Below are 23,554 nucleotides of genomic sequence, written 5' to 3'. Positions count from 1 at the left end.
AGGGCGCACAAGCGCGAATGCCAGCCGGCGGCGCGCAAGCACCACCGGGGCAAACGGCTCGCGCTCTCTTTTATCCGGACTCTGGAGCCTGTTGCCAGACACCTTACCGTCGGTCCCGGGATCTCACCGGGTCTGCTGACCCCAGGCACCGAAATGAATCGGCACATGGGCGCTCGCGGCACTCGTGTGGTCGTGTCGCCACGCCACCATCACCGCCGGTGGGGAATCTCACCCCGCCCTGAGAACGCTGTTGTCCGGCACGCTGGCCGGACCCGCGAATTGTAGGCAGGGGTGGCCGACCCCACTGTCGCGCGGGTTGAAGGCTCAGGCGCTGACGATCCAGCCCTCCAGCGGATCGAACGCCGGCAAGCCCCATTGCGGATGCCCCGCACCGTGTTGATGCCGTGCCCACGCCGCCTGCAGCAGGCACAGCACGGCGTCCAGGCTGTCGCCGCTGGCGTCGTCGGCGAGCGCATCGCGCTGGCCGTGGGTGAGACGCAGGCGCAAGCCACAGGCGACCAGCAGCGGCGCCTGGCCGTTCTCCAGTGCATTGATCAGCGTCTTGCGTGCGATCAGGCGATCTGGCGTCTGGCGGGCTCTATCGTCGCTCTTGTACGAAACCGTGCCCAGCACACTGCGCGCGAGAAGGCCCGGATACGCCTCCAGTCCCACGCGCTTGCCGTCGCCGGGCCACAGGCCAGGCAGCGTCACGCCGGCGGCCATGAGCCGCGGTACACCGGCGTGCAGCATGTAGGCCACCGGTGGGTTGACCCATTTCATGCTCGGGCTGGAGCCGGCCGGGCCGTCGGTGGCGCGGTGGGCGAACTTGCCACCCACGGGCCGCGCATGGCAAAACGCCGAGAAGGCGTCGCGAATATCGGGGCGTGACATCGCAGCGTAGTGAGCCATGCAGGCGGCCCATTCGGTGGGCCAGCCCAGCGTGGTGACGAGTTCACGCGGAAGTCCGAAGGGAAGATCGAAGCCGCCGACCCATTCACCCGGAGCGGCCAGGCGCTGGCTCCAGGCTTCGAGCGTTTCAAACCGCTCCACGGCGTCGAGCCAGACGCGGCCCCGATCGACATGGCCTACGGCCAGCGTGATGGGTTTTCGGCGGCTCGGTGCGCTGGTGAAATCGCACCCGAGCAGAAGCGGATTCACGTCGCCGCTCAGGCGCGACCGATGATGCTGGCCGTGGCCATCAGCTCTTCGAGCAACGCCAGCGAAACCTTGCCCGAAACGGCATAGGGATCGAACTCAGGTCGCTCGGAATACTTCAGCACGATGGACGTGTTGAGCTTGGAGAGGTTCACCTGGCCCATGGTCCAGCCACCAAACCGGCGCTCTGAAATTTCTTCGTAGTGCAGCAGCTCCACGCCCGCATGGCGAGGGTCGGCCACGATGTGGTTGTAGAGCGTGTTGACGGCAGTGCGGCCACCTTCGATGGCTTGCAGGAACACGCCACCGCCGTAACACAGCACACCGGTGATGCCGTTGCCCATGTTGTGCGAGCGCGAGGCTTCCAGGATGGATTCAATGGCCTTGGCGTCTTTGTCGACCGCGCGACTGACGTAGAGCAGGCGTACAAGCATGGGGTTCTTCTTCGCAGGGTGGGGTTCAGCGGGGAATGAGCGCGAGGAATTCTCGCCGGAGGTTGGAGTCCTTGAGGAACACGCCGCGCATGACCGAATTGATCATCTTGCTGTCCATGTCCTTCACACCTCGCCAGGCCATGCAGTAGTGGCTGGCCTCCATCACGATGGCCAGGCCATCGGGCTGGGTTTTTTCCTGGATCAGGTCGGCCAGCTGCACCACCGCTTCTTCCTGGATCTGCGGCCGGCCCATGATCCACTCGGCCATGCGTGCGTACTTGGACAAGCCGATCACGTTGGTGTGCTCGTTGGGCATGACGCCGATCCAGATGCGGCCAATGACAGGACAGAAGTGGTGGCTACACGCGCTGCGCACGGTGATCGGGCCCACGATCATGAGCTCGTTCAGGTGCTCGGCATTGGGGAACTCGGTGACGCTCGGGCCGTGCACGTAGCGGCCGTTGAACACTTCCTTGAGGTACATCTTGGCCACGCGGCGCGCGGTGTCGCCGGTGTTGTGGTCGTTCTCGGTGTCGATCACCATGGCATCGAGCACGCCCTGCATGTGCACGGTCACTTCCTCCAGCAACTGGTCGAGCTCACCCGGCTGGATGAATTCGGCGATGTTGTCGTTGGAGTGAAAACGCTTGCGAGCGGCCTTGACGCGCTCCCGGATCTTCACAGAAACGGGCACGCCGATGTCGTCGTCTGAAGGGGCGGCGGGGGTCATGTCGGATTCGGCTTTCATCAGCATGGCGCATGCTAACACCGGACTTATGACCACACCGCATGGGAAAAATAGCGCCCTGCAAGCAGGGGGTTTTCAGCCCGAAGGGGCCAACAACAGGCGCTCCAGGGCCTGCAGGGTGTCGGCCTCGTGCAGCGGTTTGTCAGGCCGCAGACGCTGCATGCGCGGGAAGCGCAGGGCGACACCACTCTTGTGGCGTGCGCTGCGCGCGATCCCCTCAAACGCCAGCTCGAACACCAGCGTGGGCCGCACACTGCGCACCGGGCCAAACTTCTCCAGTGTGGTCTTGCGGATCACCGCGTCGACTCGATCGAACTCCTCGTCGCTCAGCCCCGAGTAGGCCTTGGTGAAGGCCACGAGTTGAAGGCCCTCGGGGTCGGCCGGCCGGCGCTCCGCGATCGCCGCGACCACGGCTTGCGCTTCGGCCGCATCGACGGGCGCACGGTTCCAGACGGCAAACGTGTAATCGGTGTACACCGAAGCGCGGCGGCCATGGCCGGCCTGAGCGTAGATCAGCACACCGTCCACGGTGAGCGGATCGAGCTTCCACTTCCACCAGGCCATTAACCCACCCTCGCCAGCACGCTTCTGGCGACCCGTTCCATAGACGCTGTCGCGGTGCTTGAGCATGAGACCTTCGACACCCAGTTCGCGGGCCTGCACGCGCAGCGCGGCGAGCGCCTCCCATGTGTCGGCTCCAAGCACGGGCGACAGCCACATGCGCGGCCCTGGCACGTCATCCACAGAACGCGCAAACACCTCCAGCCGCGAACGGCGCTGGTGTTGCGGCAGACCACGAAGGTCTTCGCCCGCCGCCTCCAGCAGGTCGTGAGCCATGAAGCTCACGGGCGCGTCGGCCAGCACCTTGGGGCCAAGAATCTTGCGGCCGATGCGCTGCTGCAGCAAGGCAAACGGCGCGGGTCGCCCGGGTCTCTCGCTGCCGGGCAGCAGAGGCTCGTCGGAGGAACCGTCCCACACCAGGATTTCACCGTCGACCACGGTGCCATCGGGCCAGCGCTGCGCCAGCGCAAGCAACTCGGGAAAGCGCTCGCTCATCAGTTCCTCGCCGCGCGACCACACCCATACCCGCCCGGCCCGCTTGACGATCTGACCGCGGATGCCATCGAACTTCCACTCGGCAAGCCAATCCCCCACCGCCCCCTGCGCGCGCAGGTTCACGGCGGCGTCGGCATCGAGCGCGCTGGCGAGGAAAAAGGGGTACGGCTGGCTGGGCTCCGCCTCGTGGGCCTCTGCACCCGAGATGAGCGCGCGGTACATGGCCGCGCTGGGCGCGCGCTGGCTGTCGGTGTAGCCCATCATGCGGGCGGCCACGTGGCGGGCATCGAGCCCCGCATGGGCGGCGATGGCGCGCTGCACCAGCAGCTTGCTCACTCCCACCCGGAAGCCGCCACCCACCAGTTTGACCAGAAGGAAGCGCCCCACAGGATTGAGCTCGCCCCACCAGGCCTCCAGGGCGCGGGCCACGGTGTCGTCGTCCTGACCTCGCAGCGGCAGCAGGCGCTCGTTCATCCATTGACTCAGCGGGACTTCCATGCCGCCAGCATCGGCCGCATCGGGCAGCACCAGCGCGATGGTTTCGGCCAGATCGCCTACGGTCTGGTAGCAAGCTTCAAACAGCCAATCGGAAAGACCGGCCGCTTTGGTGGCCAGCGCTCGCAAACGGGCCGTCTTGATGAGCTGGCGGGGCTTGCCGCCCGAGAGAAAGTACACCGCCCAAGCCGCATCATCATCGTCCACCTCAGCCAGGTAGCGCTGCAGCGCGGCCAGCTTGGCGCTGGTGGCGGTGCTGGCATCGAGCTCGGCAAACAGCGCGGCAAAGCGGTTCATGCGGTTTCGGCGCGAGCTTCTTGATCGTCGCCGTACTCGGTGTGGAACTCTTCAGCCCGAAGGCCTTGCTCGCTCAGGTGTCGCACCAGTTCGACCGCGCTGCCATGGGTGACGACGACGCGCTCGGCACCAGTGGCCTCGATGGCGCCGAGCAGACCCGGCCAGTCGGCATGATCGCTGAGCACGAATCCGCGGTCGTGCCCGCCGCGCCGGCGCATGCCACGCACCTGCATCCAGCCGCTGGCAAAGGCATCGGAAAAATCGCCGAAGCGGCGAATCCACGGCGTACCCAGCGCGCTACCCGGCGTCAGCACCAGCGCGCGGCGCAACAAGGCCGGGTCCGCAATTTCGGTGACCGCCACCGTCTCAGGCAGCGCCACACCAGCCGCTCGGTAAGCCCGGTTGAGCGGCTCGACGGCGCCATGGCACACGATGGTGCCGATGGAGGGGTCCACCCCGCCCAGAATGCGCTGCGCTTTTCCCAGGCTGTAGCACACCAGCACGCTGGCGCGCCCGGCGGCGGCGTTGTCGGCCCACCACTGGTTGATCTGCGCGAACAGTTCGGCGTCGGGGCGCCAGCGGTAAATGGGCAGGCCGAACGTGGACTCGGTGATGAAGACATGGCAACGCACCGGCTCGAAGGGTGCGCAGGTGTGATCGGGCACAGCGCCCGCGGGGGTGGGCCGGTAGTCGCCACTCGCCACCCACACTTGGCCTTCATGCTCCAGCCGCACCTGCGCCGACCCCAGCACGTGGCCCGCCGGGTGCAACGAAATGCGCACGCCGTTGTGCACCACCTCCTCGCCATAGGCCAGGCCTTGCAGGGTGATGTCCGATCCCAGCCGCGAGCGCAGCAAACCTTCGGACACCGCAGTGGCCAGGTAGTGTGCGTGCCCCACGCGCGCGTGGTCGGCATGCGCATGCGTGATCACGGCCCGGTCCACACGACGCCAGGGATCGATGTAGAAATCTCCCGGCGGGCAATACAGCCCCTCGGGGCGCTGGACGATGAGGTCGGGCTTCAATATCGGTGGCCGGTGAGGAAGAGCGTGGTTCGCATGATGCCGAAGGCCACGCGGTCCAGCAGTCGCTGGTGCCATGGCCGGCTGCTGAGTGTCTTGACGTCCAGGGTGTGTCCGGCATTGAGCATGATGCTGTCCAGATAACCCAGCAGCAGGCTGGCAAAGCGGCGGTCGTTGGTCATGACGTTGGCCTCGCGGGCCAGCAGCATGGACAGCGGGTCCAGGTTGGTGGACCCCACGGTGGACCAGCGATCGTCGACCACGGCGACCTTGGCGTGCAGCGCGCTGGGGGCGTACTCGTGGATCTCGATGCCGGCTTCCAGCAACGGCGCATACACCGGACGCGCCGCGCGGTACTGCAGGAAATGCTCGTACTTGCCTTGCAGCAGCAGCCGCACCCGCACACCCCGCGCAGCAGCCATCATCAAGGCCCGCCGCAGCTTGCGCCCGGGTATGAAATAGGCGTTGGCGATCACGACATCGTGCCGCGCCTCGCCGATGGCCTTGAGGTAGGCGCGTTCGATGTCGTGGCGGTGGCCGACGTTGTCGCGCAGAAGCAGGCAGGCGCGTGCGCTGTCCACACCCAGGGGAGCTGGCCCGGATTCGTCGGCGAGCCCGGTGGCGTCCCGCTCTCCCAGTGCGCCGGCCCGCGATTCAATCTTGCGCAGCACGCGCGAAAAATCGCCCGCCGGTCGGGACTCACGCAGGGCGTCCCATGCCGCCTTGAACTCACGCTGCCGCGCCTTGCTCGCCGCGCGCAGGCGCCACCAGAGCTGCTCCATGGTGTCCGACATGTCCTGCACCAGCGGACCTGCCACACGCAGGCAGAAATCCAGTCGCGGCTCGCTGAGCCGACCGAGCGCCACGTCGTCCTGATCGTCGATGATGTTGATGCCGCCACAAAACCCCACGGTTCCATCCACCACGCAGAGCTTGCGGTGCAGGCGCCGCCAACGGCTGGGGAGCAGCAGGCCGAAGCGGCCCAGGGGCGCGTAGATGTACAGCATCACGCCCGCTCGCTCGAAGCGCTCGCGCCATTCGGCTGGCACACGGGGTGAGCCGACCCCATCAATCACGAGGCGCACCACCACGCCGCGGCGGGCCGCGCGTTCCAGTGCCTCGGCCACCATGAGCGCCGAGCCCGCAAATTCAAAGATGTACGTTTCGAGGTGAACCACCTGGCGCGCCGCGTCCATTGCATCGACCAAGGCTGGAAAGAATTCGGCGCCGCCCTGCAGCAACAACAACTGATGGCCGCCGCGCATGCCACCGGGTGTGGCTCTTCGAGCCTGTTGATCAGCAGGGTCGGTGCTCACAGCTCCAGCTCGGCAATCAGTGGAAGGTGATCGGACATGCGCGACCACACCTTGCCGTGCGGCACTTGTGCCGAGAGCGGACGCAGGCCACGCACAAAAATGCGGTCCAGGTGCAACAGGGGCAGGCGCGAAGGGTAAGTGGGCAGGCGGATGCCCTCGAAAGTGCGAAGGCCGAGCGCCGCCATGGGTTTGAGCAACTGGGCGCCCCAGTCGTTGAAATCACCCGCCACGATCAGCGGAGCGGTCTCGGGCAGCTCGGTGGCGATGTAATGGCCCAGCCGCTGAACCTGGCGTTCCCGACTGGCGTGGATCAGTCCCAGGTGCACCACCACCACATGCACGTCGACACCATCAATGAAGAGTTGCACGTGCAGCAGGCCACGCTGCTCGAAGCGGTGGTCGGACACGTCGGAATGCTTGCTGTCGAGCACCGGCCAGCGCGAGAGCAAGGCGTTGCCGTGTTCGCCATGGCGGGTGGTGGCATTGGTGCGGTAGACCGACTCGTAGCCATCGGGCGTCAGGTAGTTGGCCTGGTCGAGATCGGGCCAGCGGGTGAAGTGCTTTTCGAGCTTGCGGTGATGGCGGCGCACTTCCTGCAGACAGACGATGTCGGCATCGAACTGCTCCACCGCGTGCGCCAGGTTGTGAATCTCCAGCCGGCGCGCCGGGCCAAGGCCCTGGACGCCTTTGTGGATGTTGTAGGTGGCGACACGGAGAATGGTCATGGGCAAATCATGCCATCAGGTCGTTAACCGACGGTGAACGCACGCGCAAAGCGCGGGAGCCATGTGATGGCCTCGGCGTTGGACGGGGAGAAACAACGCTCGGCCGCTTCGGCCCAAGGCAGCCACATCTGGGCACGGTGCTCGCGCGGGCTGAGCAACACCGGCATCGCATGCGGAATGCAGAGTCCGAACAAGTGCTCAGTGTTGTGCGTGATGCCGGGCGCGTAGCGATGGCGCCATTGCGGGTAAATTTCATACACGTTCTCAAGCGCCCAGTCGCTCAGAACATGGCCAGGTGCCCGCGCGTCAAGCCCCGTTTCTTCCCGCACTTCGCGCACCGCGGTCTCTTCGAACGCTTCCTCTTCCGTGTCCTTGGAGCCCGTGACGGATTGCCAGAAGCCCGGGGCATCTGCCCGCTCGATCAGCAACACCTCGAGCGCTGGCGTGTGGATCACCACCAGCACCGACTGGGGGATCTTCATGTGGCGTTCAGCGCGGTGGCATGAAAGCAGCACGCAGCGCGATCACCCGGCGCGCCAGGCGCCACATGGACCAGGCCCGCAGACCCAGCCCGAGAGCGCGCCTGGGCCGCCAGAGCGCAAGAGCGCCCACGCCACCGGCCACCGCCAGCGGGTTGGCGCGCAACCAGTGCCAGGCGTCCTGAATCCGGTCGATCCAGGTGAACGCTTTTTGCAGCCCAAGCACTTCGAATTCGGTCTGCTGGCGCAGGAAAGAGGAGCGCCTGACGAGACGCTCGCGGCGGTGTGCCAGCACCCGGGCGCGCGGATTCATGAACCCAGTCCCTCGCGATCCTGCCGCAGCTCTTCAATGCTGGCCGAGAACAGCCGGGTGCCGTTTCGCACCCGTTCGCGTGCCAGCCAGGCGGCCACACCACCGGTCAGCAGGAACAGTGCCGTGAAGATCCCCAAAGCCAGCAGACGATGGCTGTCCCACAGGGCAACGGTGATAAACAATGCCAGGAAGGTCAGGCCCAGGCTGAGGAAAGTGACGGCCACGGCACCGTAGACCATCAAGGCGCCCACGCGCAGCACCTCTTCCTGCGCCTCCACGCTGAAGAGCTCCAGGCGAACCTGGAGCAGCTCGAGCACGGTGCTGGCGAGACCGCGCAGCGACGAAGACAGGCGTTGCGGCGAAGCCATGGGAGATCCCGGCGGCGGGTTCAGCGGCGCCCGATCAACAGACCAATGACCAGGCCCACACCGGCGGCCGTGCCGATGGCTCGCCAGGGGTGCTCGTGCACGTAGTCGTCGGTGGCGCGGGCCACTTCACGCGTCTTTTCCTTGATGGCGTCTTCCGCATCGGCCAGCTTGTGGCGCGCGGTGCGCAGGTTCTCGTTGATGCGATCTCGCAATTCGGCCACTTTGCCCTCGGTCTGGTGGGCGGTGGCCTGCATCAGCTCTTCGGCGTCGGCAATGACGCGCTGGAGATCGGCAACGAGCTTCTCTTTGGGGTCGATGGATTCGGTGTTGCGGCTGCTCATGGCGGACTCCTTACAAAAGGTCATCCTAACAAACCCGCTCTGTTCGAAACAAATACCGGCAGATAACCGGCCAGACCGGTGCGATACCAGACAAAAAGGGCGCCCCTTTGGCGCCCTTTTTGCCAATCCGCACGCGAATCGTCAGGCTTTGACCGCCTCGGTGTTGCGCAGGCGGATGTGAAGCTCGCGCAGTTGCTTTTCGTCGACCGGGCTTGGTGCCTGGGTCAGCAGGCACTGGGCGCGCTGGGTCTTGGGGAAGGCGATCACATCGCGAATGGATTCCGCACGGGTCATGAGCGTGACGATGCGGTCCAGACCGAAGGCCAGGCCGCCGTGGGGCGGCGCGCCGTATTGAAGCGCGTCCAGCAAGAAGCCGAACTTGAGCTGAGCTTCTTCGGGCGAGATCTTGAGGGCGTCGAACACCTTTTGCTGCACCGCCGCAGTGTGAATGCGCACCGAACCACCGCCGATCTCCCAGCCGTTGAGCACCATGTCGTAACCCTTGGCAATGCACTTCTCGGGTGCGGTGACCATCCAGTCCTCGTGGCCGTCCTTGGGTGCGGTGAAGGGGTGGTGCACCGCCGTCCAGCGGTCGGCTTCCTCGTCGTGCTCGAACATCGGGAAGTCCACCACCCACATCGGGGCCCAGCGGTCTTCAAACAGGCCGTTCTTGCGGCCGAGTTCGCTGTGACCGATCTTCAGGCGCAGCGCGCCGATGGCGTCGTTGACGATCTTGGCCTTGTCGGCGCCGAAGAAGATGATGTCGCCGGCCTTGGCGCCCGTGCGTGAGAGCACATCGGCCACGGCCTTGTCGTGCAGGTTCTTCACGATCGGGCTCTGCAGCCCGTCGCGGCCCTTGGTGGGATCGTTGACCTTGATCCAGGCCAGGCCCTTGGCTCCGTAAATCTTCACGAACTCGGTGTAGGCATCGATCTCGCTGCGGCTCATGTCGCCACCGCCGCGCACACACAGCGCCACCACACGGCCACCCTTCATGGTGGCGGGTGCCGAGAAGACCTTGAAGTCTACATCGCCCATCACGTCGGTGAGTTCGGTGAACTCGAGCTGCACGCGAAGGTCGGGCTTGTCGGAGCCGAAGCGGTGCATGGCTTCGCTGTACGCCATGATGGGGAACTCGCCCAGGTCCACGCCCAGCGTGTTCTGGAACACCGTCTTGATCATCCCCTGGAACATCTCGCGAATATCCTCTTCGGTCAGGAACGAGGTCTCGATGTCGATCTGCGTGAACTCAGGCTGGCGGTCAGCGCGCAGGTCCTCGTCGCGGAAGCACTTGGTGATCTGGTAGTAGCGGTCGAAACCGGCCACCATGAGCAGCTGCTTGAAGAGCTGAGGGGACTGCGGCAGGGCGAAGAAATGACCTGCGTGAACCCGGCTGGGCACCAGGTAGTCGCGGGCACCCTCAGGCGTGCTCTTGGTCAGCATCGGCGTCTCGATATCGATGAAGCCATTGGCATCGAGGAACTTGCGCACTTCCATGGCCACGCGGTAGCGCAGCATGAGGTTGTTCTGCATGTAGGGACGGCGCAGATCGAGCACACGGTGGGTGAGGCGTGTGGTCTCGGACAGGTTCTCGTCGTCGAGCTGGAACGGCGGCGTGACGGAAGGGTTGAGCACCTTGAGTTCATGGCACAGCACCTCGATCTGGCCGCTCTTCAGCTTGTCGTTGGTGGTGCCGGCCGGGCGTGCGCGCACGAGGCCCGTGACTTGCACGCAGTACTCGTTGCGAACATCCTCGGCGGTCTTGAACATCTCGGCGCGGTCGGGGTCGCAGACCACCTGCACATAGCCTTCGCGGTCGCGCAGGTCGATGAAGATCACGCCCCCGTGATCGCGCCGACGGTTCACCCAGCCACAGAGCTTGACGGTTTCGCCCAGCTGGGCTTCGGTCACCAGACCGCAATAGTGGGAACGCATGGCCATTTGATTTTTTCTTTCAACAGAGTCGCAGGAAGGGCCTGCCGGGAAACATCAGGGAGACGGATGGCTGGCGCCAGGGGCAGCCAGCTTGAGGTTCGGATTCTTCGGACCACCGGGCACGATCACACCCATGGAGACGATGTAGGTGAGGGCTTCGTCCACGCTCATCTGCAACTCCACACAGGCGCTCTTTCGCACCATCACGAAATAGCCACCGGTGGGGTTGGGGGTGGTGGGCACGTAAACGCTGTGGAATTCATCGAACTCGCCCATGCCACCGGGTTTGGCCTGCAGATGGCGCAACACGTCGCCAGCGGGCGAGCCGGTGAGAAAGGCGATGGTCCACATCCCCTCGTGCGGCCACTCCACCAGCAAGGCCTTGCGGAAGGCGTTGCCCTTCTCCGAGAACAAGGTGTCGGACACCTGCTTCACGCCCGAGTAAACCGAGCGCACCACGGGAATGCGGTGCAGCAGCGCGTGCCACCAGTGCACGAGTTTGTTGCCGATGATGTTGGAAGCCAGTGCACCGATGGACAGCACGACCACCAGCGCAAACACCACGCCCAGCCCCGGAATGTGCACACCCAGCAACTGGTCGGGCTGCCAGCTTGAGGGCAGGATGCGCAGGGTCTGGTCGAGCGTGCTCACGACCCATTCGAGCACCCACAGGGTGACGATCAAGGGGACCAGCACCAGCAGGCCCGAGAACAGCCACTTGCGAATGGACGGCATGAGGGCGCTCAGGTGGATGAGGGGGGCGCGGCCGGCGTGACTGCGGGCGCCGCGGGGGCGGCAGCAGCCGGCGCGGGCGCAGACGCAGGTGCGGCCGATGTGTCGGTTGCGCCTGGGGTTGCGGATTCACCGGCGGGCTTGGGGGTTTCGGTGGCCGCGCTCGTGGCGTTCGCAGCTGGCTTCTGCCCTTCGCGAAAATCGGTGACGTACCAGCCCGAGCCTTTGAGCTGGAAGCCGGCGGCGGTCACCTGCTTGCGGAATGTGGCATTGCCGCATGCGGGGCAGACGCTGAGCGGATCGTCCGACATTTTCTGCAACACATCCTTGGCATGGCCGCAGGACTCGCACTTGTAGGCATAGATGGGCATGACATGAACCGGTTGAGGTGCGGGAGCGCCGCGAGAGGAGGCGCGAATGGCGCGCCAGACGTCCCCGCGCGGGGCGTGGAACAAAACCCGTCATTATAAATTGAGGGCCCTCCCCCGCCCCGCCCGGGTGTCGGGTATTACCAGAGCTGCACGCGCACAAGCACCTGCATGGCCAGCAGACCCAGCAAAAAGCCGAGGCCCGCGTAAATGATGCCTTGCAGCAGGCGGTTGGTGCGGCGCTGCTCGGCCACCAGCTGGTCGATCTCCCGGCGCAGTTCGTGCGGCTTGTGCTGCAGGAAGTCGTGGAGAAGGCGCGGCAGTGCCGGCAGCAGCTTGGCGTACTGGGGGGCCTCGGCCTTGAGCTGCTGGAGCAGCTTCCTGGGCCCCACCTGCTCGATCATCCAGCTCTCCAGGAAGGGCTTGGCAGTGTTCCAGAGGTCAAGTTCGGGGTCCAGCTCGCGGCCCAGGCCCTCGATGTTGAGCAGGGTCTTCTGCAACAGCACCAGTTGCGGCTGGATCTCCACATGGAACCGCCGCGAAGTCTGAAACAGCCGCATCAGCACGAGTCCGAGCGAAATTTCCTTCAGCGGACGGTCGAAGTAGGGCTCGCACACCGCGCGGATCGCCGACTCCAGCTCATCCACCCGGGTGTCGGCGGGCACCCAGCCCGATTCGATGTGAAGCTCGGCCACGCGCTTGTAATCGCGCCGGAAGAACGCGGTGAAGTTCTGCGCCAGGTACTCCTTGTCGAACTCGGTGAGCGTGCCCACGATGCCGAAATCGAGCGAGATGTAGCGGCCGAAAGTGCCCGGTGCAAGGCTGACCTGGATGTTGCCCGGGTGCATGTCGGCATGGAAGAAACCGTCGCGGAACACCTGGGTGAAGAAGATCGTGACGCCATCGCGCGCCAGCTTCGGAATGTCCACCCCCTGGCGGCGCAGCTCATCGACCCGGTTGATCGGGATGCCATGCATGCGCTCCATCACCATCACGTCGGTGTGGCAGTAGTCCCACAGCATCTCGGGAATCAGCACCAGATCCAGACCCTGCATGTTGCGCCGCAGCTGGGCGGCATTGGCCGCCTCGCGCAACAGATCCAGCTCGTCGTGCAGGTACTTGTCGAACTCTGCCACCACCTCACGCGGTTTCAGACGCTTGCCATCGGCTGAAAGCCGCTCCACCCAGCCGGCCATCATGCGCATGAGGCCGATGTCCTTGTCGATCACCGGCAGCATGTTGGGCCGCAAGACCTTCACCGCGACCTCGCGGCCACCATGGCGGCCGTCGCGGAGGGTGGCGAAGTGCACCTGGGCGATGGACGCGCTGGCCACCGGCACCTGCTCGAAATGGGTAAACACCTCCGACAGCGGCTTGCCGAAGGCGCGCTCGATCGTGGCCACCGCGATCGCGCTGGAAAAAGGGGGCACCCTGTCCTGCAAATGGGCCAGCTCGTCGGCGATGTCGCTGGGCAGCAGGTCGCGTCGGGTGGAGAGCACCTGGCCAAACTTGACAAAGATCGGTCCCAGCCGTTCGAGCGCCTCGCGCAGGCGCTGACCGCGCGGCGCATCCAGGTTTCGGCCGATCGAGACGATGCGAGTCAGGAGACGCAACGTCGGTCGCTGAAAACTGGAAAGCACCAGTTCGTCGAGCCCGTAGCGCAACACCACCCAGACGATGAAGGCGCCGCGAAACAGCCGCGTCATGCCGAAGGGCCGTCGGGGCGTTCGCTGGCGGGGGCAGCGGCGTTGGGTGGCTTGGGCGGGAACCCCGCAGGGAGGCGATCGACAAAGGCCTTGACGGCCTGAGCAGCAGAGCGCGCGAACCGCGACAAAGTATGGGCCGTGGCATCACCGACCACGCGGGAGAGATCTTCTTCCACGTCCCAGCGCACGTTGTCCACCAGCCAGGCCACTTCCGCCGCCAGTTGCACGTCGCCCTGAATGTCCACGCCCGGCTTGTCTCCAGCCAGCAGGCTCTGCGCAAGGTCGAACGGCGAGGTCTGGGTCAGCGTCACGCTGAGCTCTGGTTTGGTATCAGGCGCACAGCGCTCCAGCAGGCCAGCGGCGGTCGGCGCGAGCGTGAGGTGGAAGTCGCCCCACTGGATGCGCACCGGCTTGCCCTTCTGGCGACGCAGCCGATCCTGCGCAACCTTCTCCTGCATCAGCACGTGGTTGAGAACGAGCACCAGCCGGTTCTGCAGTTCATCCACCACCCATTCGGGCGGGCGGATCTCACCCAGCAGGGACTGCAGGAAGTTCAGCGGCCTGGCGCCGGGAGCGGGCGGGGAAACGGGCGGTTCATGGTTCATGGCCGCCCGATTTTGACACCTCTTGCGAGTCCTACTGGAGCGCCTGCACACCGGCCACGAGCCAGCCGCCGTTGCCGCTCTTGGGACGGGTGATGTTCCAGACCTCGCGGAAAGGGTTCGGCCCGGCGGAAGCTTCCTCACGGATCAAGCCGGAGAATTCAACGCTGGCCATGTACTCCTCGTCCATTTCCTCGATGCCCAGCAATTGCGCATCCAGCATGACGACTTCGGTCTTGTTCTGAGCACCCACGCTGGCCTGCTCCCGCTCGGCGAGCTGGCTGCGGATCTGCTCCAGCATGCCGTCGGTCATCATGGCGCGAAGGCTGGGGATGTCGGAGCGGTCCCAGGCGTCCTGGAGGTTCACAAAATTCTTCTTGGACGCGCTGAGAAAGCCGTCCACATCGAAGCCAGCTGGCACACCCCAGGACTGGCTGCCGCCGAGCGCGGAACCGATCAGTGAACCGCCGCCGCTGTGCACGTTGCGGTTGTCCAGCGCCACCGGGCCACTGCGCTCCCACGGGCGCGCTGAGGCATCGTTGCCCACGTTCTGCGGCAGGTAGCTGCGTGGCGTGGCCGGGTCGTACTGGGAATTGCCAGTCTGACCGGCTGCCTGGTAGGCCAGGCCTTGAGAAGCGGAAGCACGGCGACGCATCACCATGCCGATCACGGCCATGACCACCATGGCCAGCAACCCGAAGAGCAGGATCTGGCCGAAAGCTTCACCCAGGCCCAACGAAGAGGCCAGCCAGGCCAGGCCCAGGCCGGCAGCCAGGCCGCCCAGCATGGCGCCCCAAGGGCGCTTGGGCGCGGCCGCTGCAGCGCCGGCAGGCGCAGCGTTGGCCGGGCGCGCAGCATTCTGAGCCGGCGCAGGGGTGGCCTGCTGTGCAGGCGGCACGGTGTTGCGCTGCTGCGTGACATTGCCCGACTGCTTGCCGAAGGAAATGCCGCCACCCATGCGCTTGGCCCACACATCCTGCGACCCGAGCGCCATGGCGCACACCAGAACCATCGACCACAACTTGTTCATGCCCTTGTCCCCTACAAATTTCAAACACTAAGAATCAAACTCGAATCAACACTTGATGCCGACGTGCAACGCGACCACACCGGCCGACAGATTGTGCACATCCACATGACCGAAGCCCGCCTCGCGCATCAATTGCCTCAGCGCTTCCTGCCCCGGATGCATGCGGATGGACTCAGCGAGGTAGCGGTAACTGCCCTCGTCGTTGGCCACCAGTTTGCCCAGTTTGGGAAGCACGTTGAACGAGTACCAGTCATAAGCTTTTTCGAGCGGCTTCGCCACCCGGGAAAACTCCAGCACCAGCAACTTGCCCCCCGGTTTGAGCGTGCGATACATCTCACCCAGCGCAAGTTCCTTGTGAGTCATGTTGCGCAGGCCAAAAGCCACCGACACCAGATCGAAGGAATCGCTGGCAAACGGCAGGTGCTCGGCATCACAGACCAAGGTGGGGAGGACCACGCCTTTATCAAGCAAGCGGGTACGGCCTTCGCGCAGCATGGCTTCGTTGATGTCGGTGTGGACAACCCGGCCGCTTTCACCCACCTTGCGCGCAAACGCCAGGGCCAGGTCGCCGGTTCCACCGGCAATGTCGAGCACCTGATCGCCCGGCTGCGGGTTGGCCACGGCGATCGTGTACCGCTTCCAGAGCCGGTGCAGGCCCGCCGACATGAGGTCGTTCATCACGTCGTATTTGGGCGCTACCGAATCGAAAACGCTGCGCACACGCTGCGCCTTCTCGCCTTCGTCAACCGACTTGAATCCGAAATGAGTCGATGCCATGGTTTGCTCCGTTGCGCTCAATGGCTGCCACAGGCGTGGCCGCCTTTTTCCGGCATGGGCGCATCGCGCTCCACCCCGGCCGCCACCAGCCGCGCGTTGTAATCAGCCCACAGTTCGGTCTGCTTTGAGCCCAGGAAATGCAGGTAGTCCCAGGAAAAGATGCCGGAGCTGTGGCCGTCGCTGAAGGTGGGCTGTACCGCGTAATTGCCCACCGGCTCGAGCGCGACGATGTCCACCTCACGCTTGCCGGTCTGCAGAACTTCCTGGCCCTTGCCATGGCCCTGGACCTCGGCAGAAGGCGAGAACACCCGCATGAGCTCGAACGGAATGCGGTACTCGCTGCCGTCTGAGAAGCCGACCTCGAGCACGCGCGACTGCTGGTGCAGCGTGATCGATTCCGGGGTGGGGGTGGTTTTGTTGAGTCCGGCCATGGTGGTCTCCGTGCGGGGGTGGTCAGACGAGCACGCGCTCGATGCCGCCTTCGTTGGCCTTGGCCACGTACTCGGGCAGCCACTGCTCGCCCAGAATCTGGCGCGCCATTTCCACGACGATGTAATCGGCTTCCAGCAACCCGTTCTGAAGGTCGTCCGTGTAGCGCGAGAGCCCCTGCAGGCAGCTCGGGCACGAGGTCAGTATCTTCACGTTGTCTTGTTCACCCACGGTGCCTGCTTCGCGCAATGCCGTCTCGCCCTTCTGAATCTCTTCTTCCTTGCGGAAGCGAATCTGGGTGGAGATGTCGGGCCGGGTCACGCCCAGCGTGCCCGACTCCCCGCAGCAGCGCTTGCTCTCGATGACGTTGTCGCCCATCAACCCCTTGACCGTCTTCATGGGATCCTGAAGCTTCATGGGCGTGTGGCAGGGGTCGTGGTAAAGGTAGCCGCCCTGCCCCGTGGCCAGCGTGATGCCTTTTTCGAGCAGGTATTCGTGGATGTCGATGATTCGGCAGCCGGGAAAGATCTTGTCGAATTCGTAGCCCTGAAGCTGGTCGTAGCAGGTGCCGCAGCTGACCACCACCGTCTTGATGTCGAGGTAGTTGAGCGTGTTGGCGACACGGTGAAACAGCACCCGGTTGTCGGTGATGATCTTTTCTGCCTTGTCGAACTGGCCGCTGCCGCGTTGCGGATAGCCGCAGCACAGATAGCCCGGAGGCAACACGGTCTGCACCCCGGTATGCCAAAGCATGGCTTGCGTGGCCAGGCCCACCTGGCTGAACAACCGCTCGGAACCACAGCCCGGGAAATAAAACACCGCCTCGGTCTCGGCCGTGGTGGCCACCGGGTTGCGAATGATGGGGACGTAGTCCTTGTCCTCGATATCGAGCAAGGCGCGCGCGGTGCGCTTGGGCAGGCCACCCGGCATCTTCTTGTTGATGAAGTGAATCACCTGCTCCTTGATGGGAGCGGGACCCAGCGTGGCCGGCGGGGCGCTGGTCTGCTTGCGCGCCAGGCGCTTGAACAAGTCGTTGGCCAGGCGCTGGGCTTTGAAGCCCACGCCCACCATGGCACCACGCATGAACTTGATGGTCTCGGGGTTGGTCGCGTTCAAAAAGAACATGGCCACCGCGTTGCCGGGCCGAAAACTCTTCTGACCCATCTTGCGCAACAGGTTGCGCATGTTCATGGTCACGTCGCCAAAGTCGATCTTCACGGGGCACGGCGAAAGGCACTTGTGGCACACCGTGCAGTGGTCGGCCACGTCCTCGAACTCTTCCCAGTGCTTGATGCTGATGCCCCGGCGCGTCTGTTCTTCGTACAGGAAGGCCTCGATCAGCAGCGAGGTGGCCAGGATCTTGTTGCGCGGCGAATAGAGCAGGTTGGCGCGCGGCACATGGGTGGCGCACACCGGTTTGCACTTGCCGCAACGCAGGCAGTCTTTCACGCTGTCGGCAATGGCGCCAATGTCGCTTCGCTGCATGATCAGCGATTCGTGGCCCATCAGGCCGAAGCTGGGCGTGTAGGCGTTGGAGAGGTCTGCGCTGCGCAGGCTGGCATCGCCCACCGGCCCCTGGCGCAGCAGCTTGCCCTTGTTGAACCGGCCCTCGGGATCAACCCGGCTCTTGTAGTCTGCGAAGGGCTGGAGCTCCGCGTCGGTGAGGAATTCCAGCTTGGTGATGCCGATGCCGTGCTCACCTGAAATGACGCCATCCAGCCGGCGCGCCAGCGCCATGATGCGGGCCACTGCCTCGTGCGCCGTCTGCAGCATCTCGTAGTCGTCGCTGTTGACCGGGATGTTGGTGTGCACGTTGCCATCACCCGCATGCATGTGCAGCGCCACCCAGACACGGCCCTTGAGCACGCGCTGGTGAATGGCATTGACTTCTGCCAGGAGCGGACCAAAGGGGGCGCCGGCAAAAATCTGCTGCAGCGGCGCGCGGATCTGCGTCTTCCAGCTGGCACGCAGCCGGTGATCCTGCAACTGCGCAAACAGCGCATCCACATCGCGCAACCAGCCTGTCCATTGCGCACGCACCTCGCGCACCAGCGCCAGCGCCTGCTGCACACGGTCTTCGAGCAGTTCGGCAGTGGGGATGTCGTTGGCGTCATCGGTCTTGCCCAGCGGCAGGTTGCCGCGGGTGAAGAACGCCTCCAGCGCATCGCACAGCTTGATCTTGTTGCGCAACGAGAGCTCGATGTTGATGCGCTCGATGCCTTCGGTGTACTCGCCCATGCGAGGCAGCGGTATCACCACGTCTTCGTTGATCTTGAAGGCGTTGGTGTGCTTGCTGATGGCCGCCGTGCGCTTGCGGTCGAGCCAGAATTTCTTGCGTGCCTCGGGGCTGATGGCGATGAAGCCTTCGCCGCTGCGCGAGTTGGCCAGGCGGATCACCTCGCTGGTGGCACGGGCCACGGCGTCGGCATCGTCGCCCACGATATCGCCCACCAGCACCATCTTGGGCAACGTGCCGCGCTTGCTCTTGGTGGCGTAGCCAACGGCCTTGAGGTAGCGATCATCCAGGTGCTCCAGGCCGGCCAGAATGGCGCCGCCCGAGCGCTTCATCTCGCCGAACATGAAATCCTTGATGTCGACGATGGAGGGGACGCAGTCGCGCGGGTTGCCGAAGAATTCCAGGCACACGGTGCGCACGTGCTGCGGCATGCGGTGAACCAGCCACCGCCCACTGGTGATCAGGCCGTCGCAACCTTCCTTCTGGATGCCGGGCAAGCCGCTCAGGAACTTGTCGGTCACATCCTTGCCCAGGCCTTCCTTGCGGAAGGTCTTGCCGGGGATCACGAGCTGCTCGGTGCGCACCGGCGTCTTGCCGTCGGCCTCGAAGTACTTCAGCTCGAAGCTGGCCACGTCGGCGTCGTGGATCTTGCCGAGGTTGTGGTCGGTGCGCGTGACTTCCAGCCACTGCGCCTGCGGGGTCACCATGCGCCAGCTGATCAGATTGTCCAGCGCCGTGCCCCAGAGCACCGCCTTTTTGCCGCCCGCGTTCATGGCGATGTTGCCGCCAATGCACGACGCTTCAGCGCTGGTGGGGTCCACCGCAAACACATGCCCTGCCCGCTCGGCCGCATCGGCCACGCGCTGCGTGACCACGCCAGCCTCGGTCCAAATGGTGGGCAATGGCTTTTCGTGCCCGGGCACGCTGACCCATTCCACCTCGGTCATGGCTTCGAGCTTCTCAGTGTTGATCACCGCGCTCTTCCAGGTGAGTGGAATCGCGCCGCCGGTGTAGCCTGTGCCGCCGCCACGCGGGATGATGGTGAGGCCCAGTTCGAAGCAACCTTTGACCAGCAAGGCCATCTCGGCTTCGGTGTCGGGTGTCAGCACGACAAAGGGGTATTCAACGCGCCAATCGGTCGCATCCGTCACGTGCGAGACGCGCGAGAGGCCGTCGAATTTGATGTTGTCACGCGCCGTGAGCTTGCGCAGCACCTTGTTGGCGCGCTGGCGCAGCGCGGCCATGTCTTCAAAGGACCGGGCAAAACTGTCGACTGCGCCGCGCGCGGCGGCCAGCAGTTCCACCACCAGCGCATCTCGCGCGCCATCGTCCTGGGGGGTGCGTCGCTTCTGCACCTCTGCCAGGCGGTGGTGCAGTGCGTCTACCAACTGCTGGCGGCGCTTGGGGCTGTCGAGCAGATCGTCCTGCAGATAGGGATTGCGCTGCACCACCCAGATGTCGCCCAGCACCTCGTACAGCATGCGGGCCGAACGCCCGGTGCGGCGTTCGCCACGCAGACCGTCCAGCAACGACCAGGCTCGCTCGCCCAGCAAACGCAGGACGATTTCACGATCCGAGAAAGAGGTGTAGTTGTAGGGAATCTCGCGCAGGCGCGGCGCTTCGTCAGTGGAGGTGGCGAGCAGCGAGAGCGGCGTGGGAGCGTTCATTGGTGTGGCAGTCGCCAGCATGACAGTAATGAGCCCAAGATGGTACCGCAGCGCAACATACACCCACCCCCCCTATGGAAACCCCTGTTGTCATGGGCGGGAAACGCCGTTGCAATCGTTTTGTCATACAAGACCCATACGCTACCCCGTTCCCGACACCCTCTTAGGAGCATTCATGCAAAAGCGACTTCTTCCCCTGTCCGGCGCTCTGGCGCTCGCCGCGCTGTTGAGCGGCCCGGCCCACGCCCAGACGGAAATTCAGTGGTGGCACTCCATGACCGGTGGCCTGAACGATTGGGTGACAGGCCTGGCGAACGGATTCAATGCCAGCCAGAAGGAATACAAGATCGTGCCCACCTACAAGGGCACCTACGACGAAACCATGCCGGCCGCCGTGGCCGCCTTCCGGGCCGGCAATGCCCCCCACATCCTGCAGGTTTACGAAGTGGGCACCGCCACCATGATGGCGGCCAAAGGCGCCATCGTCCCCGTGGGCAAAGTGCTGGCCGATGCAGGCTACAAGTTCGATCCCAAGGCCTACATACCCGCTGTTGTTGGCTACTACACGGCGCCCAACGGCCAGATGCTGAGCTTCCCGCTCAACAGCTCCACCACCGTCTTCAACTACAACAAGGACCTGTTCAAGAAGGCCGGTCTGGACCCGAACCAGCCGCCCAAGACCTGGCCTGAAGTGGTGTTGGCCGCAGCCAAACTCAAGGCCTCTGGCGTGAGCTGCCCGTTCACCACCAGCTGGCAAGGCTGGACCCAGCTGGAGAGCTTCTCCACCTGGCACAACACCGAGTTCGCCACCAAGGGCAACGGCTTCGGCGGCACCAGTTCGCGCCTGGCCTTCAACAGCCCGCTGCACGTGCGACACATCGAGAACCTGGCCAACATGGCCAAGCAAGGCCTGTTTGTGTACCGCGGTCGCGGCAACGCGGCCGACGCTCCGTTCTACTCGGGCGAGTGCGCCATGGCCACCGCGTCTTCGTCCACCTACGCCAGCATCAAGAAAAATGCCAAGTTCGACTTCGGCATTGCTCCGCTGCCTTATTACCCCGATGTGGCCGGCGCTCCGCAAAACACGGTGATCGGTGGCGCTTCCCTGTGGGTCATGGCGGGCAAGAAAGCCCCCGAATACAAGGGCGTGGCCGAGTTCTTCAACTACCTCACGAACGCCGAGATCCAGGCCAAGAGTCACCAGACCACCGGCTATCTGCCGATCACGCTGGCTTCTTTCGAAGCCACGGAAAAGTCGGGCTTCTACAAGCAGAACCCCGGTACCGACGTGGCGGTGAACCAGATGATCCGCAAAACCACGGAAAAGTCGCGCGGCATCCGCCTGGGCAACTTCGTTCAGATCCGTGCGATCGAAGACGAAGAGCTCGAGCAGGTCTGGGCGGGCAAGAAGACCGCGAAGGAAGCCCTGGACAGCGCGGTCAAGCGGGGCAACGAACTGCTGGTTCGGTTCGAGGCAGCCAACAAGAACTGAGTATGCTTGCCGGGGCGGCATGGCTCATGCCGCCCCTTTTTGCGTGCACAGCGCGTGAATTCGACCCAACCCTTCGCCTCTGGCACGCATGGCCTCTGAAAAACGCGTTGTCTTTCGTTCCAGCTGGTTGCCATGGGCCTTGCTCGCGCCCCAGGTCGCCGTCATCCTGGTTTTCTTCTTCTGGCCAGCAGCACAGGCGCTGCTTCAATCGTTTCAGCAGTCGGATGCGTTTGGAATTTCTACCGAGTGGGTGGGCTTGCAGAACTTCCGAAACCTGCTTGACGACGAAACCTATCTCGCTTCGTTCAAGACCACGGCCGTCTTTTCGGTTCTGGTGGCGGGCCTGGGCATCAGCATCTCGCTCGTGCTGGCCGTGTTCGCAGACCGTGTGGTCAAGGCCACGCTGATCTACCGCACCTTGCTGATCTGGCCCTACGCGGTGGCACCCGCTGTGGCGGGTGTGCTGTGGCTGTTCATGCTGGCGCCGTCCATCGGGGTCATCTCGTACGCCCTGCGCGCCATCGGCATCGAGTGGAACAGCCTGCTCAACAGCAACCACGCCATGACGCTGATCGTGCTGGCCTCGGTGTGGAAGCAGATCTCCTACAACTTCCTGTTTTTCCTCGCTGGCCTGCAAAGCATTCCCAAGTCCTTGATCGAAGCCGCCGCCATTGACGGGGCGCGGCCGTGGCGCCGCTTCTGGAGCATCCAGTTCCCCCTGCTCTCACCCACCACGTTCTTCCTGTTCGTCATCAACGTGGTCTATGCCTTCTTCGACACCTTCGCCATCGTGGACGCGGCCACACAAGGCGGCCCGGGCAAGGACACCGCCATCCTTGTGTACAAGGTCTACTACGATGGCTTCAAGGCACTGGATCTGGGTGGCTCGGCCGCGCAGTCGGTGGTGCTGATGGTGATCGTCATTGCGCTGACCGTGGTTCAGTTCCGCTTCGTCGAGAAGAAGGTTCAATACTGATCATGATCGAACGTCGCCCAGGTCTCACGCTTCTCTCCCACGCAGTGCTCATCCTGGGCGTGCTGGTGGTGGCCTTCCCGCTCTACCTCACCTTCGTGGCGTCGACCCAGACCGCAGACGCCATCGTACAGGCGCCCATGTCGCTTCTGCCGGGCAACCAGCTGATTGAAAACTACACAGCGGCCCTCAAGGGCACGGGCATGGGCGCGGCGTCGAACGCACCGGTCGGCCGCATGATGATGGTGAGCTTGATCACCGCGCTGGTGATCGCCATCGGCAAGATCGCGATCTCGCTGCTGTCGGCCTTTGCCATCGTGTACTTCCGCTTCCCGTTCCGCATGCTGTTTTTCTGGGCGATTTTCGTCACGCTGATGCTGCCGGTGGAAGTGCGCATCGGGCCCACGTATGCCGTGGTGGCCAACCTCGGCATGCTCAACACCTATGCCGGTCTCACGGTGCCGCTCATCGCTTCGGCCACCGCCACGTTCCTGTTCCGTCAGTTCTTCCTGACCGTGCCCGACGAACTGGTGGAAGCCGCTCGCATGGACGGCGCCGGACCCATGCGGTTCTTCAAGGACGTGCTGTTGCCGCTGTCGGTGACCTCCATCGCCGCCCTGTTCGTGATCCAGTTCATCTACGGATGGAACCAGTACCTGTGGCCCCTGCTTGTCACCACTGAGGAAAGCATGTACCCGGTGGTGATCGGCATCAAACGCATGATCAGCGGCGGCGACGCGGCGACCGACTGGAACATCGTCATGGCCACCGCCATTCTGGCCATGATCCCGCCTGCGCTGGTCGTGATGCTCATGCAGCGCTGGTTCGTCAAGGGCCTGGTGGACACCGAGAAGTAAG

The 23,554-nt window shown here is 64.4% G+C and carries 23 protein-coding genes and 1 riboswitch; of the genes, 3 read left to right on the top strand and 20 right to left on the bottom strand.

The window, feature by feature from the left end; all coding sequences use genetic code 11:
* Positions 1–58: 58 nt before the first annotated feature.
* Positions 59–250: riboswitch (FMN riboswitch) on the bottom strand.
* 74 nt (positions 251–324) lie between these two features.
* The 20 genes from CAP37_RS02705 to CAP37_RS02610 form a co-directional block, all read right to left on the bottom strand.
* On the bottom strand, positions 325–1,158 hold the full coding sequence (locus CAP37_RS02705) for a DUF429 domain-containing protein (RefSeq protein ID WP_086122753.1): 834 nt from the start codon (positions 1,156–1,158) through the stop codon (positions 325–327).
* An 8-nt stretch (positions 1,159–1,166) separates the two neighbouring features.
* Positions 1,167–1,589 carry a BLUF domain-containing protein gene (locus tag CAP37_RS02700; RefSeq protein ID WP_086122752.1) on the bottom strand — a complete coding sequence of 141 codons (423 nt, stop codon included), beginning with the start codon at positions 1,587–1,589 and terminating at the stop codon, positions 1,167–1,169.
* A 25-nt stretch (positions 1,590–1,614) separates the two neighbouring features.
* Entirely contained in the window at positions 1,615–2,343 is a 729-nt protein-coding gene (gene folE / locus CAP37_RS02695; RefSeq protein WP_086122751.1) for a GTP cyclohydrolase I, read from the bottom strand.
* Between the two features lie 69 nt (positions 2,344–2,412).
* Complete coding sequence (locus tag CAP37_RS02690; protein ID WP_086122750.1) at positions 2,413–4,185, bottom strand: ATP-dependent DNA ligase; 1,773 nt, start codon at positions 4,183–4,185, stop codon at positions 2,413–2,415.
* A complete protein-coding gene (locus CAP37_RS02685) occupies positions 4,182–5,210 on the bottom strand; it encodes a ligase-associated DNA damage response exonuclease (protein ID WP_256926858.1) in 1,029 nt (342 codons plus the stop codon). Before CAP37_RS02685 ends, CAP37_RS02690 begins: the two co-directional genes overlap by 4 nt.
* Complete coding sequence (gene clsB / locus CAP37_RS02680; RefSeq protein WP_086122748.1) at positions 5,207–6,472, bottom strand: cardiolipin synthase ClsB; 1,266 nt, start codon at positions 6,470–6,472, stop codon at positions 5,207–5,209. The genes CAP37_RS02685 and clsB overlap by 4 nt, the downstream gene beginning before the upstream one ends.
* A gap of 47 nt (positions 6,473–6,519) precedes the next feature.
* Positions 6,520–7,248, bottom strand: coding sequence for an endonuclease/exonuclease/phosphatase family protein (locus CAP37_RS02675; protein WP_086122747.1), 729 nt, complete (start codon positions 7,246–7,248; stop codon positions 6,520–6,522).
* 23 nt (positions 7,249–7,271) lie between these two features.
* Positions 7,272–7,730, bottom strand: coding sequence for a dihydroneopterin triphosphate diphosphatase (nudB, locus tag CAP37_RS02670; protein WP_086122746.1), 459 nt, complete (start codon positions 7,728–7,730; stop codon positions 7,272–7,274).
* A 7-nt stretch (positions 7,731–7,737) separates the two neighbouring features.
* Positions 7,738–8,040 (bottom strand): YqjK family protein, encoded by a 303-nt coding sequence (locus CAP37_RS02665; RefSeq protein ID WP_086122745.1) that lies wholly within the window; start codon positions 8,038–8,040, stop codon positions 7,738–7,740.
* On the bottom strand, positions 8,037–8,408 hold the full coding sequence (locus CAP37_RS02660; protein ID WP_086122744.1) for a phage holin family protein: 372 nt from the start codon (positions 8,406–8,408) through the stop codon (positions 8,037–8,039). The genes CAP37_RS02665 and CAP37_RS02660 overlap by 4 nt, the downstream gene beginning before the upstream one ends.
* A 20-nt stretch (positions 8,409–8,428) precedes the next feature.
* A complete protein-coding gene (locus CAP37_RS02655) occupies positions 8,429–8,749 on the bottom strand; it encodes a YqjD family protein (RefSeq protein WP_086122743.1) in 321 nt (106 codons plus the stop codon).
* Positions 8,750–8,890: 141 nt separating this feature from the next.
* A complete protein-coding gene (gene aspS, locus CAP37_RS02650; RefSeq protein WP_086122742.1) occupies positions 8,891–10,690 on the bottom strand; it encodes an aspartate--tRNA ligase in 1,800 nt (599 codons plus the stop codon).
* Between the two features lie 48 nt (positions 10,691–10,738).
* On the bottom strand, positions 10,739–11,419 hold the full coding sequence (locus CAP37_RS02645) for a DUF502 domain-containing protein (protein WP_086122741.1): 681 nt from the start codon (positions 11,417–11,419) through the stop codon (positions 10,739–10,741).
* Positions 11,420–11,427: 8 nt separating this feature from the next.
* A complete protein-coding gene (locus tag CAP37_RS02640; RefSeq protein ID WP_086122740.1) occupies positions 11,428–11,787 on the bottom strand; it encodes an FmdB family zinc ribbon protein in 360 nt (119 codons plus the stop codon).
* A gap of 137 nt (positions 11,788–11,924) precedes the next feature.
* Positions 11,925–13,490, bottom strand: a complete 1,566-nt coding sequence (ubiB, locus tag CAP37_RS02635) for a ubiquinone biosynthesis regulatory protein kinase UbiB (protein ID WP_086122739.1) — start codon at positions 13,488–13,490, stop codon at positions 11,925–11,927.
* On the bottom strand, positions 13,487–14,095 hold the full coding sequence (locus tag CAP37_RS02630; RefSeq protein WP_179190114.1) for an SCP2 domain-containing protein: 609 nt from the start codon (positions 14,093–14,095) through the stop codon (positions 13,487–13,489). Before CAP37_RS02630 ends, ubiB begins: the two co-directional genes overlap by 4 nt.
* A gap of 31 nt (positions 14,096–14,126) precedes the next feature.
* The gene (locus tag CAP37_RS02625) at positions 14,127–15,122 is read right to left on the bottom strand and encodes a Tim44 domain-containing protein (protein WP_086122738.1); all 996 of its coding nucleotides are present in this window, start codon (positions 15,120–15,122) and stop codon (positions 14,127–14,129) included.
* A 45-nt stretch (positions 15,123–15,167) separates the two neighbouring features.
* On the bottom strand, positions 15,168–15,899 hold the full coding sequence (ubiE, locus tag CAP37_RS02620; RefSeq protein WP_086122737.1) for a bifunctional demethylmenaquinone methyltransferase/2-methoxy-6-polyprenyl-1,4-benzoquinol methylase UbiE: 732 nt from the start codon (positions 15,897–15,899) through the stop codon (positions 15,168–15,170).
* Positions 15,900–15,916: 17 nt separating this feature from the next.
* On the bottom strand, positions 15,917–16,330 hold the full coding sequence (locus CAP37_RS02615) for a gamma-butyrobetaine hydroxylase-like domain-containing protein (protein WP_086122736.1): 414 nt from the start codon (positions 16,328–16,330) through the stop codon (positions 15,917–15,919).
* 22 nt (positions 16,331–16,352) lie between these two features.
* On the bottom strand, positions 16,353–20,231 hold the full coding sequence (locus tag CAP37_RS02610; protein ID WP_086122735.1) for a DUF3683 domain-containing protein: 3,879 nt from the start codon (positions 20,229–20,231) through the stop codon (positions 16,353–16,355).
* Between the two features lie 175 nt (positions 20,232–20,406).
* Between CAP37_RS02610 and ugpB the strand changes: the two genes are divergently transcribed.
* The 3 genes from ugpB (at position 20,407) to ugpE (ending at position 23,553) form a co-directional block, all read left to right on the top strand.
* The gene (gene ugpB, locus CAP37_RS02605) at positions 20,407–21,723 is read left to right on the top strand and encodes a sn-glycerol-3-phosphate ABC transporter substrate-binding protein UgpB (RefSeq protein ID WP_086122734.1); all 1,317 of its coding nucleotides are present in this window, start codon (positions 20,407–20,409) and stop codon (positions 21,721–21,723) included.
* Between the two features lie 88 nt (positions 21,724–21,811).
* Positions 21,812–22,699 carry a sn-glycerol-3-phosphate ABC transporter permease UgpA gene (gene ugpA, locus CAP37_RS02600; protein ID WP_086122733.1) on the top strand — a complete coding sequence of 296 codons (888 nt, stop codon included), beginning with the start codon at positions 21,812–21,814 and terminating at the stop codon, positions 22,697–22,699.
* Between the two features lie 2 nt (positions 22,700–22,701).
* Entirely contained in the window at positions 22,702–23,553 is an 852-nt protein-coding gene (gene ugpE / locus CAP37_RS02595; RefSeq protein WP_086122732.1) for a sn-glycerol-3-phosphate ABC transporter permease UgpE, read from the top strand.
* Position 23,554: the final 1 nt, after the last annotated feature.

This window comes from Hydrogenophaga sp. IBVHS1, assembly GCF_002127265.1.
In the GTDB taxonomy this organism is placed as follows: domain Bacteria; phylum Pseudomonadota; class Gammaproteobacteria; order Burkholderiales; family Burkholderiaceae_C; genus Hydrogenophaga.
The sequence above is the reverse complement of the archived record's forward strand: the minus strand, read 5'-3'. Positions and strand labels throughout refer to the sequence as shown.

Bases quoted from the DNA above. Each gene is read 5' to 3' on its own strand.
- CAP37_RS02700 (WP_086122752.1), bottom strand. From the start codon at position 1,589: ATGCTTGTACGCCTGCTCTACGTCAGTCGCGCGGTCGACAAAGACGCC.
- folE (WP_086122751.1), bottom strand. From the start codon at position 2,343: ATGCTGATGAAAGCCGAATCCGACATGACCCCCGCCGCCCCTTCAGAC.
- CAP37_RS02690 (WP_086122750.1), bottom strand. From the start codon at position 4,185: ATGAACCGCTTTGCCGCGCTGTTTGCCGAGCTCGATGCCAGCACCGCC.
- clsB (WP_086122748.1), bottom strand. From the start codon at position 6,472: ATGCGCGGCGGCCATCAGTTGTTGTTGCTGCAGGGCGGCGCCGAATTC.
- CAP37_RS02675 (WP_086122747.1), bottom strand. From the start codon at position 7,248: ATGACCATTCTCCGTGTCGCCACCTACAACATCCACAAAGGCGTCCAG.
- nudB (WP_086122746.1), bottom strand. From the start codon at position 7,730: ATGAAGATCCCCCAGTCGGTGCTGGTGGTGATCCACACGCCAGCGCTC.
- CAP37_RS02665 (WP_086122745.1), bottom strand. From the start codon at position 8,040: ATGAATCCGCGCGCCCGGGTGCTGGCACACCGCCGCGAGCGTCTCGTC.
- CAP37_RS02660 (WP_086122744.1), bottom strand. From the start codon at position 8,408: ATGGCTTCGCCGCAACGCCTGTCTTCGTCGCTGCGCGGTCTCGCCAGC.
- CAP37_RS02655 (WP_086122743.1), bottom strand. From the start codon at position 8,749: ATGAGCAGCCGCAACACCGAATCCATCGACCCCAAAGAGAAGCTCGTT.
- aspS (WP_086122742.1), bottom strand. From the start codon at position 10,690: ATGGCCATGCGTTCCCACTATTGCGGTCTGGTGACCGAAGCCCAGCTG.
- CAP37_RS02645 (WP_086122741.1), bottom strand. From the start codon at position 11,419: ATGCCGTCCATTCGCAAGTGGCTGTTCTCGGGCCTGCTGGTGCTGGTC.
- CAP37_RS02640 (WP_086122740.1), bottom strand. From the start codon at position 11,787: ATGCCCATCTATGCCTACAAGTGCGAGTCCTGCGGCCATGCCAAGGAT.
- ubiB (WP_086122739.1), bottom strand. From the start codon at position 13,490: ATGACGCGGCTGTTTCGCGGCGCCTTCATCGTCTGGGTGGTGTTGCGC.
- CAP37_RS02630 (WP_179190114.1), bottom strand. From the start codon at position 14,095: ATGAACCATGAACCGCCCGTTTCCCCGCCCGCTCCCGGCGCCAGGCCG.
- CAP37_RS02625 (WP_086122738.1), bottom strand. From the start codon at position 15,122: ATGAACAAGTTGTGGTCGATGGTTCTGGTGTGCGCCATGGCGCTCGGG.
- ubiE (WP_086122737.1), bottom strand. From the start codon at position 15,899: ATGGCATCGACTCATTTCGGATTCAAGTCGGTTGACGAAGGCGAGAAG.
- CAP37_RS02615 (WP_086122736.1), bottom strand. From the start codon at position 16,330: ATGGCCGGACTCAACAAAACCACCCCCACCCCGGAATCGATCACGCTG.
- CAP37_RS02610 (WP_086122735.1), bottom strand. From the start codon at position 20,231: ATGAACGCTCCCACGCCGCTCTCGCTGCTCGCCACCTCCACTGACGAA.
- ugpB (WP_086122734.1), top strand. From the start codon at position 20,407: ATGCAAAAGCGACTTCTTCCCCTGTCCGGCGCTCTGGCGCTCGCCGCG.
- ugpA (WP_086122733.1), top strand. From the start codon at position 21,812: ATGGCCTCTGAAAAACGCGTTGTCTTTCGTTCCAGCTGGTTGCCATGG.
- ugpE (WP_086122732.1), top strand. From the start codon at position 22,702: ATGATCGAACGTCGCCCAGGTCTCACGCTTCTCTCCCACGCAGTGCTC.